Below are 17,185 nucleotides of genomic sequence, written 5' to 3' on the forward strand. Positions count from 1 at the left end.
ACTCTCCTGCTGTACTTTTTTGCATTTAGCAAATTGGGGCTGCAAAGCCCCCGCCAAGTGCTTTAATGAGTGCTATTTGCAGATTACGGCGACTTGTCACAAGTTGCAAATGTGCTTGTTGTTCGTTCAAATAGCTAAGCTGGGCATCCAAAACCACTAATTGCGAGGCAAGGCCGGTCCGGTACTGAACACGTGCCAGATTGTAGGCATGTTCGGCTGCATGGAGGGCTTCTTTCTGCGGCCCTAATTGCCTGTCGACGGATTGAATCGAAGCCAGCTGCGTCGCCACCTCACCCAGGGCGCGATTAAGCGTGCTGTTATACTCGGCGACGGCTTCTTCATAAAGGGCGTATTTGTCACGAAGTTGAGCGCGCAGGGCGCCAGCATCAAAGATGGGTAAACTAAAGGCTGCGCCCATAAATCTTACATTGGCAGTGTTAGTAATATCGCTCAGTGCAAAAGCCAGGAAGGCTGCGCCGGCAACTAAATTCACATCAGGATAAAATCTCGCCTTCGTGCCTTTTATACCATGGCGGCTTGCTTCTACTTTCCAGCGTGCTCCCACAATATCAGGCCGCCGCCCCAAAAGGTTTAAGGGCAAATTGTCGGGCAATTGCGGTGTCCTGGCCATTTTTAATCGCGGCTGGGTAATCCCCAATCCCCTATCCGGCCCCCCACCGAGTAAAACACCTAATTGCTGGCGCAACGTGATGATTTCTCCTTCGGCAGCAATCAGCTGGGTACGTGCTGTTTCTGTGCTGGATCGTGATTGGTAGACTTGCGTTTTTGTATCCAGGCCGGTACGTAACCGCACCATAGAAATTTTATTCAACCCCTCGCGTTGGGCAACTGTCCCCTTTAATACGTCACGTAACGCGTAATAGTAGGCCAACTGATTGTAGGTTGAGGCGACCGAAGTGGCGAGGGAAAGGCTGGCTTCTTGCGCTGCAGCCTCTGCCGCCTTTTCCTGTGAAATGGCTTCTCTGAGGAAAGAGATATTTTTCCCCCACAGATCCAAATCCTGATTGATATTTAAAAGGAAAGCACGCTGTGTGAAGGTGGCATTATCGATATCGAAAGGAAGGTCGGCAGAAGAAGCAAACCTTACCCGTTCAATGGCACCACGCGCATTGGCTTGCGGATATAAAGCCGCTGCTTTATTAGATGCCAGTGCTTGCGCTTGCTTGATCCGGGCCCTGGCAGCTTCCAAATCGGGATTGCAGGCAATGGCCTCATTAATTAAGGTGATCAGTTGCGGATCGCCAAATTGGTTAGCCCAATCCAGTTTAGGCCACTGCCCATGTTGTTTGGGGATACTTTTTCTGGTTTGAAACTGTGCGGGATGGGCCATTTTTTTATGGCTGTGAATGCCTAGATAATTGACGCAACCAGTCAGGGCGGCTAATAAGAGTATTAGCGCAAAGTAGTTTGATAATGATTTGATGTGAGCATTCCCGAAAATCACATTGACCCTATTTATCTGTTGAAAAACGGTTTTGGCCCATTCACAACTGCTGAATGCCAGTTCTCAATCCAAATTCACTCTGAGTTAGTTAACTTATCTGGTCAATGGGCGTTTCGCAATAGCAAGGTTAGCTGATCTGGACCAAAAGTACTTGTTTTTGCTTTAAATTTAATCAAAAAAGCGAGCTGGTAAAAGTACTGCTACACTAAATAAACACTCCTGCTGATAAAGGATTATCAATGAAAATAGTCTATTATCTGTTTCTTCTATTCGTTAGCTGTAGTTGTTTGGGACAAACGCGCGAAATTGCCCTGACCATCGATGATTTACCGCTTGTTGCCTCTCAAATGAATACACCAGGCAATCAGCAACGCTCCACGGAGCGTTTCAATCGAATTATTCAAGCGCTCACCGAACATAATGTCCCTGCCACAGGCTTTGTGATTGCAGGAGCCATAGGAAAAGGGCAATGGGAATTTCTTGAACAGTTTCGTGCTGCAGGATTTGCAATCGGCAATCATACTTATTCGCATTACAATTTAAATCAAATGAGCGCTGAGAAATACATTGCCGATGTGGCACGCGCCGATAAAATTCTTACCCCCCTGATGACTGAGCCAAAATATTTTCGTTATCCCTATCTGGCAGAAGGCAACAAGAACACGAAGCCCAAGGTTCTTGATTATCTGAATGAACATCATTACACCATTGCGCCGGTCACGATTGACAGCAAGGATTTTGCCTTTAATGAACAGCTTTATCATGTCCCTTATCGCTCGCGAGAAGCTTATGTAAAAAAGATGAAGGCACGCTATCTTGCTTTTATCTGGAAACAAACCCTGAGAGCAGAAAGGTTGGCCAAAGATCCCAATGCAAAACAAATCCTGTTAGTGCATGCGAATCTACTGAATAGCTATCTCCTGGGGGATGTTATTCAGATGTATAAAGACAATGGTTATACCTTCATTACCTTAACTGAAGCACTGCAAAATCCCGCGCCAACCCTTAGCATTCCTTCGACGGCAACTACGCCATCGGAGAGTGATATCTTAAAAAAAATTGGCAGTGACCTTTTTCCCTCGCAGCCTGAAAGTGGGGCGAATTAAACAGCGTTGCCCAAGCGCTGTTTAATGCTGTCGCCAATCCCTTTGTTTCCGACAAATAAACCCTGGCAATACCTCAGGGTTTGTCTGGAGGCCAGGTTTAATTAAGAATTCGCTTTGTCCTCACCAATCATTTTCTCAACCTCCTCTTTCTGCAAAAATGCCAATTCTTTTTGTCCTGTCAAAGTCAAATACAAGGCTGTTTTTAGCACGGCATTTAAAGCAGCACCCCAAGTTAGCCAGAATAAAATAAGCAGCAATAAAGCATAGAACAGATAGTCATCGAGAATTGCCTGGTAGGGCTCAGGGATCCAATAAGGAGACAAATGGATAAGCAGGTAGAGAGGTGATAAATACAGGGCCAGGAGCAACAAGATATTAACCTGAAACACGGCTGATTTGGGAAAATAGTCTTTGGCTTTGTCAAAGGCAAGGCTGGGGGTTAATTGTTCAATCATAATAAAAGGCATAATTAAAAAAGCACAGAGACGCCAGCCACCACCGACTGCTTTAAAAAAGAACCTGCCGAAATTACCGGCGCGAGAGAGGAGCGATAAAAGGAATCCGGCACAGGTAAAGAAAACGCCCCAGGAAATTAATGCATAACGCTGTGACCAACATTGTTGCAATCCTTCTTTAAGGGAAATGTCTTTCCCCGATAATTTAAAATTCGCCATATAAACTAACAGCGCACTACTGAAGGTATTGATGCCTACGATTAAAAAAATTAACGTCAGGAAACCGGCGATTTGCAGGTACCAATCGTATTGAGGCATATTAGGCTGCAGGTTAAGCTCCGCCCCCAAATGAACGCCCCAGCCCAATAATAAGAAGCCTGCAAATGTAAAAACAAGCGCAACCAGAGGAAGAATAACAAACAGTTTATGGGTTACTGTGAATCGCAGTGTTTGCAGAAACAAGCGATTGGTTGCTCTTAGCTTAACAAGGAACATAGTGCCTGATAAATAAAGCTCCGTAGATAACAGTATAGACGTCAGCAGCATCGCCTGACGTTTGCGGCGGAAAAGCTAGCCAAAGTGCGAATTACCAAACCATTTAATGGCCTGCATTAACAGGCAAAGTTAACACCGGCGCAGCCTGTGAAGTTCCATCCAGGCCCGAGGTTAATGCCGTCAATCTTACTAATAAGGCAAAGGTAATTTTTGAGTTATGATCCGAGGCGCGGATAAAAAACCAATGGCCGTTGTAGCGCGTTTTTACAAAGGCATCCAGGGGTTCTTTATTACTGGAGTAAATTCTCATGACCCCCTGCAGGAGCGGTTTCCAATCGAAACAGCGCCCTTGCGTGTCCTTCGTTATTTTGACCAGATTCGCTTTGACATCTTCTTCAGGAACCTGCACCGCATGGGACAGAAACAACATTATTCCATAAACGGAGCGAAGACGGGCGAACACAACATTCTTCGCCGGCGCAGTTTTGGCTATGGTAATGAATCCAGCATGGTTCACGGTGGTGGTTGCGATATCCGTGTCCATAATAGCAATGTCCGGGCTGTTTTGCGGTACCTTTAGAAGTGCTTTAAGGGCCAAGGCATCCCGTGAGTAGGGGCTGTTAAAGTGAATAATCAAACCTAACTGCTTTTGATAATTGATTGTTTCAATCCTTACTTTCTTCTCATGCAGCATTTTTTGCAGAAGATTAATGAAGCCTAGAAATTTTTTGTACTCATAGTGGTCAATGGGTGAAATGTCCGTGCTATTAGTGCCAGTGGCAAATGAGGCGTTATTCAGTTCCCCAAGTCGATTAATTACTACGCGCATAATTAACTGGTGATCGTGAATACCCCCATGAAAAAGTAGTACAAGCTGCTTAAAATTTATGGGCTGGAGAAGTGAAGCGACAAAATCCGCACTGTCAATGGGGACATAGGAAATGGTGGGGGAATCGGTATAGCTCACACTAGGCGCTACGGCGACGCCAACCGTGGGTATCGTTGAACCCGTATCCGTGGTATTTCTGTCAACCGGCCAGTTCACATTACCTGCCAGGGCGGAATTTAAAGAATAGGAGGCTGTAACGCTCGTTACCTTTAAATGGGAGGTAGGTTCCAGATAACGTAAACGGACGAGATTTTTTAATACCTGTGCATTATCCGTTTCACGGACAATATCGTTATAACGGGCCCTATCGAGATGAATTTGTCTTGGCCCGATGGACGTACATCCAGTTAACAATAAAACACTTAAACCAAGATATCGGAAATACAGGAATAGAGTTCGGTGAATTCGTGGGTAATCCATTACGTTGGTAAAATCCCTCTTTGCGCTTGTCTGGCATCATAGCCTAGTATGAAAAAATTTAGCAAGTGCTGATCGGCTACTTGCTGTGACTGAGAAAAATAAGCCCGCCACGATGACTATAGGCGTTGATATTATTTCCAATAATCGAATAACAAGCCCTCTGCCCCAAACACAGGATCCCTGGCCGGTAACCCTACGCGCTTGATGTTGTCGACGACCTGGGGATGCTCTTCCGCTTTGCCATAATTCATGTCGCACTCAACATCAAAAGGATAAGCACCGATGCATTTGAAATCGCTGCTTGAACCCGTATTTTTATGGGCAACACCGGCAGGGAGAATAATGACATCTCCGCGAGCAATCTCATAAATTTTACCCTGATCACCGCCAATCTGAACCTGGCAATCCCCTGCGATCACAACCAATAACTCATGCGTGTTACTATGGTAATGATGGTTTTTATAGATTCCATCAACCCAGGAATTGATCCATTGGTTGTGTCGCAAAAACGCCTGAATGGCATCCGGCGGTTGGTCAGTCAATGCAGCCATGTTTTTATAAACCAAAAAGGGGTATTGAGGGTTGTTGGGGAAATAACCATTTTTTCTGATTAATTCGTGAATCACTTCTTTGGGCTGTGCGAATTGTCCCTTATTCATTGCATTTCCTCATTATTGTTCCCGCCAACTAATATCCAATTGTAGCCGCTGTAACGTATCTAAATAATCAGTGAGGGAAATCTGCCCCATGCAGGCCGTAGCACCGGATAAACGCTGTTCTTCATCACTTAATCGCTCCGCGAGTAAAATCGCCGGGACACAGGGTATATAGAGGCCATCACCGTGTTTTGCGTAAATATCAAAGCGTATTTGTTTAACCTCTTGCTGGTGATCCAAGCCAGAGAGTTCCATATAAAAACCAGTATTATCATGGCCAAATCTATTGAAGCAATGCGAGATTTTAAGGAGCGCTACAGCAGATTTATCGAGAGAAGGAAAGAGGTTAAGCCTGACCAGCCAAGACATAAAAAATAAAATTAAATGCAAGGTTCTTAATTCCAGACTCGCCTGAAAGCGAATGGTGTTTAACTGGGGATAACGTTCGGGAAACAAGGCTAAATCAGGGACATCACAATTACCGAGAAAGCGTTTATTCAATTGCCAGAATTGTTTTAATTGCAAATCTTGCCAACCATAAATCAGCTGTTTTTTGCCATCAATCAGGGTATAAAAAGGTTTCCCGGCGTAACTTAGAACACCTGCAGTGGTTGCTAGTCCCTGATTGGTTAATTGCGCCGTTGCGATGGCATAGTCCACTTTCTCAAGGACTGAAAATTGATCAAGATAATGGTCGATAACAGCGCTGGTTAATGCGGGCAGGGAGCTTGCACCGCTGCAAATGAAAAGATTTTTCTCTTTTGCTTCCGAGTCCAGTTTAGAGATGCCATACACAAAATCCCGTGAATCAGACAAATCAATATAATGACAACCTTGCTCCAGACAGGCTTCGGCGACCCGATAGTCCTGGCCTTGGAAAGGACCCGCAGTATGAATAACAAGATCGGGTTGAACCGCTGCAAAGATCGTTGCCAGGTTTTGCGAAATATCGCAGCGAATGGCCTGGGCAGGATGAATCGGCTCCAGGGTTTTAACAAAGGCCTGCGCCTTCTCAAGGCGTCGCCCGCCAATGATTAATTGTATATTGGGATTCGTACTCAACACCTTTGCAATATAACGACCAAAATTGCCGTACCCGCCAAGAATGAATACTTTTTTTATTTTCATTTTAATGTCTCTGAAAAACGTCTTGCACCGACGCTTATTGTGCCATCACTATAATTAACAAACGCGAGATTTCAAAATGGGAATTTACTCTTTATTTTTTGACCGTAATAGTTGACGTCGATGACGCTCTGTTTCTTTCATCAGGTCTAAGGCCATCGCAGGATTGCTATGCCTCCCTGTCAAGCGAAACCGCGCTGGCGTGTAAGCGCCATGAATTAACAGGCGGCGAATCCCTGGAGGAAAGGAGTCGGGATTGGGTGCTATACCCAAGCGCTCAGCCAAGGAGATCGTAAATTGTACTTCGTCGCGATTGGTTGGTGTTTCGGCAATTTCTTTTAGCATCTGCCCGGTTGAAGGCAGGGTATATCGGCCGCTAAATACGGCACAAGCCAATTCTGCCTGGAGTTCAGCCAGTGGGAATACCGCACCACGCGCCCCCGGGTACATACCAATAAAAGCAATGCCCTTAAAGTCGGTGGGAAAGGTATCTTCAAAAAGTGGGGATTGTAAGCGCAACGCATCGGGCAGGAAGGATAAATTTCGCTGGTAACCGGTGCAGAAAATAACGCAGTCAAAATCAAGGCGATCACCGTTTTGTAGGGTAACGCTGGTTTTGTTGAACTGCTTGATATCGCCCCGTACAGGTTTCAGTTTACCGCTACGAACCCAATGCAAATACTCATCTGCAATGACAAAATCGACGGGTGAGTGAGGGTACATACGCCATTCAGGACATTCATTTTGCTCAGCGCAATGCTCAAGCATCCGTTGATATTGTTCTTCGTTTGAAAGTACTTCTTGTGCATCGGCATAAGATTTCAAAAGATCTCTCGGCAGCAGAGGGCCATTATTTTTGGGATCGCAGGAGCGGTATCTTTTGACCATCCAACGCTCTTTACGAATCAGGTGAATCACCGAGGTCATTTTTGCCAATTCTTCTGCAATGGAAGTACCGCTTAATGAACCGCCTACCACTAACACCGTTTTATCTTTAAAGGTTTCTGGACCGCGATATTTTGCGCTATGGAGCATGTTGTCTTTTAATGTCTCCAATCCTTGAAAAGGGGGAATAAAAGGATGGGAAAATTTACTGGTACAAATCAGGACCGAATCGAAGCATGCTTCTTGAGTTTGCTTATGATCGGTTTGCCAGCGCACAAGCCAGTGTCTATCTTTAGGGACTATTTGAATAATTTGTGAGTTAAATTGAATATAAGGCTCAAGCTTATGATGCCGGGCATAATGACATAAATAGTCATAAACCTCTTGAGTGGTAGGGAAATCACTGGCCTCCTTAGGCCAACTGAAATCAGAAAAAGTTCCTGTATGGCGAGAGATATTAACCCGCATGCCGGGCCAGGCCGTACTTGCATCATCAATGCCTCGTTTATCCGGACCCCAAACGCCACCCAGCCGGTAGGACCTTTCAAAAAGGGTTGGGGCTAATCCCTCTTTAATGGCTGCGACAGTGGAAGTCAGGCCTGATGGACCCGCGCCAATAATAGCTATTTTGTGCATCTTTCTCTGATCCAATACTGAGAAAAACCAGTAAAAAGAATCGTTGGTTAGTGGAGAATAGATGATAAATGTAAACTTATCTGTTTGCGAATACCATTAGCCTGATTAGTCTATTTCTCGTCAGGACCAGCCATTTGTCTTTTGCCATTCAGGATAATACTTACTCTCTCCAGCGCCTAACGCCTGTTGGCTTCATTACTAACCTGTCAACTCTTGCCCTGTCGACTCTTTCTCCTTCCGCACCACCTGATATTTCCTTCAGCTCTTTATCAGATAATTTATTTAACTTTTTCTCGGTAGGTTGTTTGTCTTTTCTCTTCGTCATAGCGGTTCTCCGTATTGGTACTAAGGAAAATTATAGACCACATGGTCTATACTTGCTCACTCAAGCAAGCGGCGAAAGGTTGAACAAAAGCTATACCAACTGTTAAAATCGAGAGATTAATTTTTCTTAGACCGCTTTCTTGTAGACATTTGGCATGCCTTTATCACCAATAAATCAAATAAAAGACTCCTTCTTTTACAAAGCCTCCAGGCGGCAAGGCCATTTTGATTTCAGGGCTGATGATTTTAAATTAAATCAACTGGATGCAGAGTTTGCGTCGATGTATCAGCTCTTTATGTCCAATAAAACCCGTTGGGAAAATGACCGTCAAAATGAAATCGTCCTCATGGTAGATGCTTTATGTGATTTGATGATTCAATATTATGAATCCCATTTTGTGCAGGCGAAGTCAGATGAGCTTAAGAAAAAGAAACGTGAAATAACGATTTTTAGAAACAATAATCCTTTATCCGGCAATCAAAACGATAAAAATCACACAGGCACCTTCCTCTGGAATAGCGCGATCGATAAGTTCCTGGATTTTGCCCGTTCCTTAATCAGTACCGCCAAATTAAATGACCATTTGTCTCGTTTGGATGACTACCGTACTTATTGGAATAACTGTCACAACCTTGCACACCATGTCGTGCTGTCGCTGCAACCGGCACTGCCTGATTTTATTGAGGGGATAAACAGGAAACTGGGCAACCATTACAGTACGGATGATTTCCTGCAAATACTCAATAAACCAAATAATTTTTTATCCGCCCTCAGTGTGGGGATCTATTCCTCCCGTTTCATGATTAACCTCGTGGTAATGTGCAAATATACTATTCAGGCTCATCTGGGTAACCAATTATCCAGTGAAAAAGTTTTCCTGGATGAGCTGGAACAACGTGGTTTTACGATGTTAAATGACATCGTTTGGGGTACCGTAAATTTATTAATATACCGCCAGGAAATGTTTCGTTTATCAACAGCAGCGATAGTCAATACCGTTGCTGTTTCTTTGGTTTTTAATGTCGCGCTGGTAGTAACCCATTGGTTATTTGACGCAACAAGACATCATGGCCGGATCCAGGAATTAGAAAAACAAACGGAAAATTTGCCTGCCGATTCGCAAAAAATGGCAATCATTCAGCGCCAAATGGATATATTACAGGATGAGTGGGACGCTCAATCAGCCTATTATGCGTTTAACTTCACCGCTGCCTGCTGTCAGGCTGTTGGATTTGGCGTGATTTTCCTGTTGTTTGGCAGTCTTTCCCTGACTTATGTTTTCAGTATGATGTTAGGCTCCGCCCTATACGCCACTGCCAATGAATTCAAACAGTGTGCCCAGGCAAACCTCGCTGTACAACGGGAGTTATTAAACGGCCAACAGGCCAACGATCCAACACACCGGAAACTACTCACCGAATTAACCCTGGAACGCCATAACGCCAATGCCCATTTCTGGAAAAATCTAGTTTATAATACAGCAGGGCCGACTTTTATCGTCACTGTCGCTGCCATATCCTGGCCCGCTGCTTTACTCATTACAGCAGCCTACCTCGCATACCAATCGACACATACCAATCAACAAAAGCGTTCTGAAACCCACGAGGATAAACCTGGCATTTATCGTCTGTTTACTCCGCTGCCTGAGGCTGAAAATCATGACAGGCTGACAAATGGAGTCCCTCGACAACCGTATAGCGCTTATTAAAATCCAATTTCTGAAGCTGCGAAGAAGCAATGACGATGCTACAACTGCAAACTTGCTTTCATCACTGCTGTTTTTAATCTTGTCATTTGTTCCCGGTTTCACACATGGCTTGCAGAATATCAAGAAAGGGTTTGGTCGCTGCACCAAGGCGGCCATCCTTGAGAATCTCTAATTCCCCTGCAGTAATGGGATTTTTATTAATACCATCCAAGGTTTTGATCACTTTAGTTGCTGTACAAATCTTGTCTTCCGCACTAAATCGTGATTTCAACCACATCAATTTATATCTGAGTTTTAAAGGGTCAGGATTTATATTGGTTTCGTCGTAGTTATCTTCTTCATTTAAAACAGTCTCAGCCTCTTCTGCTCGTGCTTTGATGTAGCATTGCAAAACGTATTTGAGCCTTTCCTCAGGCGCTGCAGACTCGGCAGGTTTCGTATAGGTCGTTGCAATTGCTGCAGAACAGATTTGTTTAAACACTTGTTCCTGACTCAGGTTTTCTTCCACATCCCCTGCGTGAGTAGATGGCAACTCATTGACGGGGTCTACTCCTCTTTTGAATTGACTTAATTCTTGCAATTCCTCCTGATTAAGCTCTCCGTCTGGATTGTGTATGGCTAATTCCCTGAGAGGGGGATCCTCGGAAAAGTACGGATAATAAATAGCCTTCCTGCGAGATTGACTGAAATCCTGTAATTTTTCCGGTTCCCTGTTTAATTCGAAAACAATATCCAGGGTGGGATCACAGATAACCCTATCCTCCTCACTCCCCAAACTGACTACGATATGTGTGCTGCCATTAACCCCAAGGACAGTCAGATTTATTTCTGCAAGTTGTTCAGGGTAATTGTTCTGGATATAGTGGAAGGCCAGTGTGGCAAATTCGCCACAATGGCCTATTCCTTTTTCTAAAACAAGGAGTTCTAGGGCGTGCCTTCTAATTGACTGACCGCGTTCAGAGTGTTCGTCGACACCTTTATACTGACAAAAAACTTCCCATAACTCATCCGCTTGAGCTCGCATATCAGCAACGTTTTGCTCATAAAGCTCAGGATAGTTGTCTTGCAGTTCATCGCCGCCAGGTATCCCACCTTGCCTGATGTGTTCCCTGGCATATGCACAGGCCTCTCGCGCTATGTTCAGAAGCTCAGAATTATCCATAGAGAAAAATAGGGCAATTGATTGATCATTATATACGATATATCCACTATTTGCTGGCTACTGGAACGTTCCTCTTTTTGTTTGAAGTCATAGCCAGGATGGGGCAAGGACTTTCTGAGGCCTGGCAAAAACCTGGCCTTTTGCGTCCATTTCCTCCCCCTGCCTAAGGCCAAATCATGCTGGGTTGACCGATGCTTCCTTTACAACGGGGCGACGCTTGTTAAAATTCAAGTTCTGAAGCACGAGTTAGGAATAGGACATGCTGATTAATCACGATGAATTACGATGCTACAAAGAAATCGAACTCAGCGAGCAGGGAAAACTGCAATTCTTTTTAAACAAACACAGCACTAAAGAGGGAACCTGGGGTCTGTTGCAACTAAGGGAAGGTGAAATCGATTTTATTTTTCTTAATGGCGCTGAAGAAGAGTTAGCACGGCATCGGGTTAATCAGCAGGAACCCCAATTATTAATACCACCAGCTTCCTGGCATAAAATCGTCCCACTCAGTGACAATTGGCGCGCATCACTCCAGTTTTATTGCAAGCCACAGCGCTATTTCTCTAAAAAATATGGCCTTCCCCAAATCCACAGTGACTTGTTGCAGGTGTACCAAACCTATCTTCACCAGCAAGAAAAAATGGCCGTACTGGATGTAGGATGTGGCTCCGGGAGGAATCCCTTATTTTTGGCATCATTAGGGCACTCCGTAACGGGCATGGACATCAATGAAACCGCCATGCAACAAATAACCGAGATAGCTCAGAAAGAAGGGCTGACAACGGTTCAAACGATTATCCATGACTTCAATTTGCCATTAAATCCAGCCCATCAAGCCTATGATTTTGTCTACTCAACGGTTACCTTGCAATTTTTAAATGCGAAACGCATCCCGGCGTTGTTAACTGAACTCCAACAAATGACCGCCCCTCAAGGCTTTCATTTCCTGGTTTTTCCAATCAAGGCAGAGCCCTATATTTACCCCTCATCGTTTAGTTTTTTAGCAGAGAAAGACGAGCTGTATCATTTTTACCAGGATTGTGGCTGGTCAATTCTGGAATACAAAGAAACGGTAGGCAACCTTCATAAACTGGATGAGCATGGGAAACCTATCCAGGGCTTATTTGGTTTCCTCTTTGCGCAAAAACTGAGATAACCACGGATTAAATCAGAACAAGGCCAACGAGTCAGGGAAAGCCAAAGCAAGGGGCTTTGGCTGTCTCGCAAAAATAAGCGCTCTAGACAATCAATTTATTTTAAACGCTTAATCAGTCATAACCCTGGCAGGCATGCTACGTGCCCGAGCCAATTTTGGAAAAAATGGCCGCAATTTAATGAAGAAATCGTACGCCATTAATAATGCACCCAGCGCAAATACCACATCCCCGGGAAGGCGTAACCATTGCCATAACAAGGTGGTATTGTAAAACTCAAGACTTCTTGCGTGGGCAAGCCCATTTTCATAAACATCCATCAATTGAGCCCAACCAATGGGGAAGAAATTTAAAAAAATCCATAGAACCAGACCGGCGTTATAAAGCCAGAATGCCCATACCCCTAACCGGTCACTCCAGATCAGTTGATTCCCTGCCGCATAACGCAGGCAAAAATAAATTAACCCCAGTGCGAGTAAACCAAACGCGCCGAATAAGGCGGTGTGGGCATGATTCAGGCTAAGGAAGGTACCGTGCTCATAAAAATTGACTAGCGGGGCATTCAGTGTCCCGCCGCCGAATACCCCTGCTCCGACAAAATTCCAAAAAGCCGCGCCGAGAATATAAAGATAAGCCAACTTATAAGTAAAATTACCTTGTTTCCTGATGCGTTGATAATCCTCAATCGCATCAATAATTAACAGGACGAGTGGCAATACTTCAATAAATGAAAACATGGTTCCCAACGGTATCCAGATATCGGGTGTACCCGTCCAATACCAATGGTGTCCTGTACCAATAACGCCGCCAAGAAAAATCAGGATTGACTCAAGCAGTACAATACGTTCCGCTAACCGTCTGGAAACTAATCCGGTCCCCATTAAAAGATAGGCCGTTGCGCAGGCGGTAAAAAATTCAAAGGACTGTTCTACCCAAAGATGCACAACCCACCAACGCCAAAAATCAGTGATGGTGAAGGATTTTTCAATGCCCGTTAAAGGGATCATACCAAAACAATACAGTACCGCGACGTTGATTGTGCTTGCCCAAAAAAGATGTTCCAGACGGATTCGACCAGTCCAGAACTCCACGGTGGCTGTTTTTAGTTGCTCCCAGGTCGGCCACATACCCCTGAAAACAATAAAACTCCAGAGAAACAGGCCGATACAAAAGCCGATTTGCCAGAGCCTGCCCAGTTGAATATAGGACAAGCCCTGATTACCCAACCAAAACCAGACAGGATTTACATAGCCCATAATGCCAAGATAATTGCCAAGAATCGCTCCACCAACCACCAATAGCGTGACCCAAAACAGCAAATCGACTAAAAACCCCTGTCCTTTGGCTTCCTTGCCGCTAATGATGGGCGCGAGAAATATAGCCGCGCTAATCCAGGAAAGCCCTATCCAGATAATGGGTGTTTGCGTATGGACATCACGCAGGAAATTGAATGGCAAAAAGGCATTAATAGAGAGGCCATAAAACCCATCCCGTTCGGTATAGTAGTGCGCCATGATCGCACCAACCAGGATTTGGGTTAATAGAAAAACGGCCACAATAGCAAAATACTGGCCCAATTTTCGCTGACTGTGTGTAAGCGGTTTAAAGCCTAAAAGGACAGGGCTCTTGACGCCCGTATCCACTTCGCTTAAATAGCGATGATAGACATAAAGCACCGCCCCAAAACCAAGGAATACAAAGCAAAAGGAAATCCAGGTCCAGTAGAAAGTTGCGGAGGTGGGGAGATTGCCCATGGTTGGCTCATGCGGCCAGTTATTCGTATAGGAATAATTTTTCCCAGGTCGGTGGGCAATGGTGGTCAGCGAGGAATAAATTAAAAAACTGGCCGTTTGTAACGCGCTTTGATTGTCCAGACTATAGGCGCGGGTGTAACCCGTTTCAAAATTATGGTTAAGAAGTGCCTGCGATATGTCGACTTGCAATTGCCTGACAGCCTTTACAACAGGGGGTAATAAAATGGCTGTGCTTTGATCGAGTCTTATTCCATGCAAAAGTTGCTGCATCTTGTTACGAGTAACGTATTGGTCCCCCGCTGATAAATTGGCAAAGGATTTCCCAAAATCTGTTTGCGCGATGTTTTCTTCAATTAATCGTCCAAGCTGGACAAGGTACTTCGCAGTGAAATCCTCACCGAAATACGAGCCCATACCATATAGGCTACCGTAATCCATCAGATCAGCACGCTGAAAACCCGCTTTGCCCGCAATGATATCGTCGGCAGTAATGATAGTCTCGCCGGATTCACTGATAAATTTCGTCGGTAATGGCGGGGCTAGTTGATAAGTCTTGACTGTACCCCATATCAGGATCATAAAGCAGATGATTGCAGTTATCAGAAGAATCCATTTTAAAACGGCGGCGACTTTATCAGTTTCGATGTTGTCTTTTATTTCCGATGAAAAAATAGTACTCATTATGCGTTCCCTGCAATGTTGCTAATTACCTAAATTATCCGAAGGAACTAAGTATATAGAATTTAACACCCTTGAAAAGCTGGTGTAGGAAGATTCCGTTTTAAGTCGTGGGCAACCTATGTGCCCCTAGCTGATTTTATTGAACAAATTAGGCTTCTTTAGAAGCCACTTCCTATTGAAACCGCTTTTTTTATTGAAAATAAAAAGGCAGTTATGTATCATGCCCCCCTCATTGAAGTACCGGTTGTACCTCAGAAATATGGAAAAAGGTTTTATACGTTCAACTCATGGATAAACGGTGGAAAATTCTACAATACCTCAACCTACCCGGGTATTGTTGGTTGTTTTTCCAAGTCAATTAAAGGGTGAATCCAAAGTTGCATGTCAGAGTAAGAACAAAATACAAACCTCAAATATCATTACTCTCTAATTGAGAGTGGTTCAGAAAGACAGATATCCATATTTTCAAAGGGACGCTGATCAGTAACCGTTTCCTGGTGATGCGTTAAAGGATAAAAGCATGTTAGAGTATTTTTCTGAAATAGAAATTGAGCATTTAAGAGCGCTCAAAGCAAACCTTTCGGTAAAGCCCAAAGACTATTTTTTTCATCGTATCGAGAATTTCGATGAGTTTAGGCAAATTAATGCCTCAATGTGGTTATGGCAGTGGCGGTATTTGTATTCCGGACTTACCCTGGTTGTTGAGACTTTTAAAGAACTGGTTAACGCAGTTTCTTCCTTGCTCACACTCCATTTTTCCGTAGCAGAAGAGCATTTCTATAAGGCACCAAAGGCTGCCTTGGCGGTACTTGCAAAACTCACGTTGGATATTGGTTTACTGTGTTTACACCTGACCCGTTTAACTACTCTTCTCATCGCTACTTTTTTTCCGCAGCTAACCTGGTTGAGCCTCACTGCTGCTTCATATGCGATGACTTTTTTGTCTTATCCCGTGCTGGGTACTCCTGGCTTGGTGATTGGGTTAGGGGCTTATACTCTGTGCGCCTCCCTTTTTATTCAGTCAGTTACTCATGAAAAACCCAAAAAATACAAACGACAATCGAACTGGCGTCAGGAGCTTGAAGATTTTGATAGTCTGCTTGATCAAGTTATTTCAGACAGACAACAGATTCGTCAGGTTTTAAATCAAGCTATAGAAGAAGAAAATATGGAGTTTTCCAAATTACCTCAATTAGATAAATCTCCTGGTAAGCAACAAAGATTTTTTTCAAATCCTGCTAAATTAAAAAAAGACTACCGGTTACTAAAAGGGGCATCTGAGACAACAAAAGAAATGAAAGAGACCATTGCGCAACTGTCTTTAGCTCTTGAATCTTATCCTGATTTTTGTTCTAAGCTCGCTGTCTCTGATCCTCATTATATAAGCCAAATTTACAAAGATACGGCTGAACATCATGCCACAGTATTGGCACTGGCTAAAGAAGTTTTGGGGCTAATTGAAAACTTAGGACATCAACGAAAGGGAATATCTGAAAATCGTACGGAATCACAATTTTCTTACCAATAATTTGTTAACTATCAATATATTAAAAATTAATAATAAAGTGCAATATGAAAATTAAATCAATACTAACAGGTACAGCATTGTCTGTAGGTACGGGAGGCCTGATTGCTAAGGGAGCTGCTGTCCTTCTTCATATAACCTTCCCCGCTGCTGCAACTTTGGGCTTACTAGTAGCAGGAGCATGTCAAATAAATAATTTAGTAGGGCTCATTAATGGTGAAAATGATGCGAAAGAGGAGTTCAAAGAAACCGAAGATTCGCGGAATGAAAAATTGGCTGAGAAAATAATATGTAAAGTGAAAGATAAGAAAAATAGTGAGAAACAGAGGTCACTAAATGATGTCGTGCAGCCGCAAATTGATGCTATGAAAATGGAAATTGATAGCGGTTTCAAGGCACACAATACTAGAATAACTAATCTCGAAGACCATGTGCATGAAAATCAGGCCAGATTAAATCCAGGAACATCCAGGGTCGATGATTCCCCTAGCCCGACTGGAGTTGACCTTTCCAAGCCAGAGAAAGTCGAACATCAATCTCCGGGACTACCCACAGCAGACTCTCAAGACAATTCAGCCAAGGCACTCACTCAACATGGCTTTTATGCAAGTTCAAATCAGAGCAATTTTAATCCCTCACCACAGGTAGCTGCCTCAGATACCTCAATGTCTCAAAGGAAAAAGCGCGTAGAGATCAGAATCTAACGTTAGTGCACTCCCAGGGGTGCCAATTCAGTTTTATACT

The 17,185-nt window shown here is 44.0% G+C and carries 14 protein-coding genes; 5 read left to right on the forward strand and 9 right to left on the reverse strand.

What is annotated here, in order from left to right; translation table 11 throughout:
* Positions 1-25: 25 nt before the first annotated feature.
* On the reverse strand, positions 26-1,465 hold the full coding sequence (locus Lfee_RS08330) for an efflux transporter outer membrane subunit (RefSeq protein WP_058445733.1): 1,440 nt from the start codon (positions 1,463-1,465) through the stop codon (positions 26-28).
* 239 nt (positions 1,466-1,704) lie between these two features.
* Between Lfee_RS08330 and Lfee_RS08335 the strand changes: the two genes are divergently transcribed.
* The gene (locus tag Lfee_RS08335) at positions 1,705-2,571 is read left to right on the forward strand and encodes a polysaccharide deacetylase family protein (protein WP_058445735.1); all 867 of its coding nucleotides are present in this window, start codon (positions 1,705-1,707) and stop codon (positions 2,569-2,571) included.
* 101 nt (positions 2,572-2,672) lie between these two features.
* Here Lfee_RS08335 and Lfee_RS08340 read toward each other — a convergent pair whose 3' ends face one another.
* The 6 genes from Lfee_RS08340 to Lfee_RS17015 all read right to left on the reverse strand — a co-directional run bounded on the left by Lfee_RS08340 (position 2,673) and on the right by Lfee_RS17015 (position 8,457).
* Positions 2,673-3,521 carry a DUF6159 family protein gene (locus tag Lfee_RS08340; protein ID WP_058445737.1) on the reverse strand — a complete coding sequence of 283 codons (849 nt, stop codon included), beginning with the start codon at positions 3,519-3,521 and terminating at the stop codon, positions 2,673-2,675.
* 103 nt (positions 3,522-3,624) lie between these two features.
* A complete protein-coding gene (locus Lfee_RS08345; RefSeq protein WP_058445739.1) occupies positions 3,625-4,830 on the reverse strand; it encodes a hypothetical protein in 1,206 nt (401 codons plus the stop codon).
* 131 nt (positions 4,831-4,961) lie between these two features.
* On the reverse strand, positions 4,962-5,489 hold the full coding sequence (locus Lfee_RS08350; RefSeq protein WP_058445741.1) for a cupin domain-containing protein: 528 nt from the start codon (positions 5,487-5,489) through the stop codon (positions 4,962-4,964).
* Positions 5,490-5,501: 12 nt separating this feature from the next.
* Positions 5,502-6,614, reverse strand: a complete 1,113-nt coding sequence (locus Lfee_RS08355; protein ID WP_058445743.1) for a saccharopine dehydrogenase NADP-binding domain-containing protein — start codon at positions 6,612-6,614, stop codon at positions 5,502-5,504.
* An 84-nt stretch (positions 6,615-6,698) separates the two neighbouring features.
* Positions 6,699-8,132, reverse strand: a complete 1,434-nt coding sequence (locus Lfee_RS08360) for a flavin-containing monooxygenase (protein ID WP_058445745.1) — start codon at positions 8,130-8,132, stop codon at positions 6,699-6,701.
* A 160-nt stretch (positions 8,133-8,292) separates the two neighbouring features.
* Positions 8,293-8,457: a bacteriocin gene (locus Lfee_RS17015; protein WP_112854677.1), complete on the reverse strand. Its 165-nt coding sequence runs from the start codon at positions 8,455-8,457 to the stop codon at positions 8,293-8,295.
* A 154-nt stretch (positions 8,458-8,611) separates the two neighbouring features.
* On the opposite strand from Lfee_RS17015, the gene Lfee_RS08365 reads away from it, so the two are divergent.
* Positions 8,612-10,165: a hypothetical protein gene (locus Lfee_RS08365; protein WP_058445747.1), complete on the forward strand. Its 1,554-nt coding sequence runs from the start codon at positions 8,612-8,614 to the stop codon at positions 10,163-10,165.
* An 82-nt stretch (positions 10,166-10,247) separates the two neighbouring features.
* Here Lfee_RS08365 and Lfee_RS08370 read toward each other — a convergent pair whose 3' ends face one another.
* Positions 10,248-11,327, reverse strand: a complete 1,080-nt coding sequence (locus Lfee_RS08370; protein ID WP_058445749.1) for a hypothetical protein — start codon at positions 11,325-11,327, stop codon at positions 10,248-10,250.
* Positions 11,328-11,586: 259 nt separating this feature from the next.
* On the opposite strand from Lfee_RS08370, the gene tehB reads away from it, so the two are divergent.
* Positions 11,587-12,483 (forward strand): SAM-dependent methyltransferase TehB, encoded by an 897-nt coding sequence (gene tehB / locus Lfee_RS08375; protein ID WP_058445751.1) that lies wholly within the window; start codon positions 11,587-11,589, stop codon positions 12,481-12,483.
* 108 nt (positions 12,484-12,591) lie between these two features.
* Here tehB and Lfee_RS08380 read toward each other — a convergent pair whose 3' ends face one another.
* On the reverse strand, positions 12,592-14,916 hold the full coding sequence (locus Lfee_RS08380) for a nitric-oxide reductase large subunit (RefSeq protein WP_058445753.1): 2,325 nt from the start codon (positions 14,914-14,916) through the stop codon (positions 12,592-12,594).
* A gap of 520 nt (positions 14,917-15,436) precedes the next feature.
* Here Lfee_RS08380 and Lfee_RS08385 point away from each other — a divergent pair.
* Positions 15,437-16,444, forward strand: coding sequence for a hypothetical protein (locus Lfee_RS08385; RefSeq protein WP_058445755.1), 1,008 nt, complete (start codon positions 15,437-15,439; stop codon positions 16,442-16,444).
* Between the two features lie 44 nt (positions 16,445-16,488).
* Positions 16,489-17,145 carry a hypothetical protein gene (locus Lfee_RS08390; protein WP_058445757.1) on the forward strand — a complete coding sequence of 219 codons (657 nt, stop codon included), beginning with the start codon at positions 16,489-16,491 and terminating at the stop codon, positions 17,143-17,145.
* Positions 17,146-17,185: the final 40 nt, after the last annotated feature.

Source organism: Legionella feeleii, from assembly GCF_001467625.1.
GTDB lineage: Bacteria > Pseudomonadota > Gammaproteobacteria > Legionellales > Legionellaceae > Tatlockia > Tatlockia feeleii.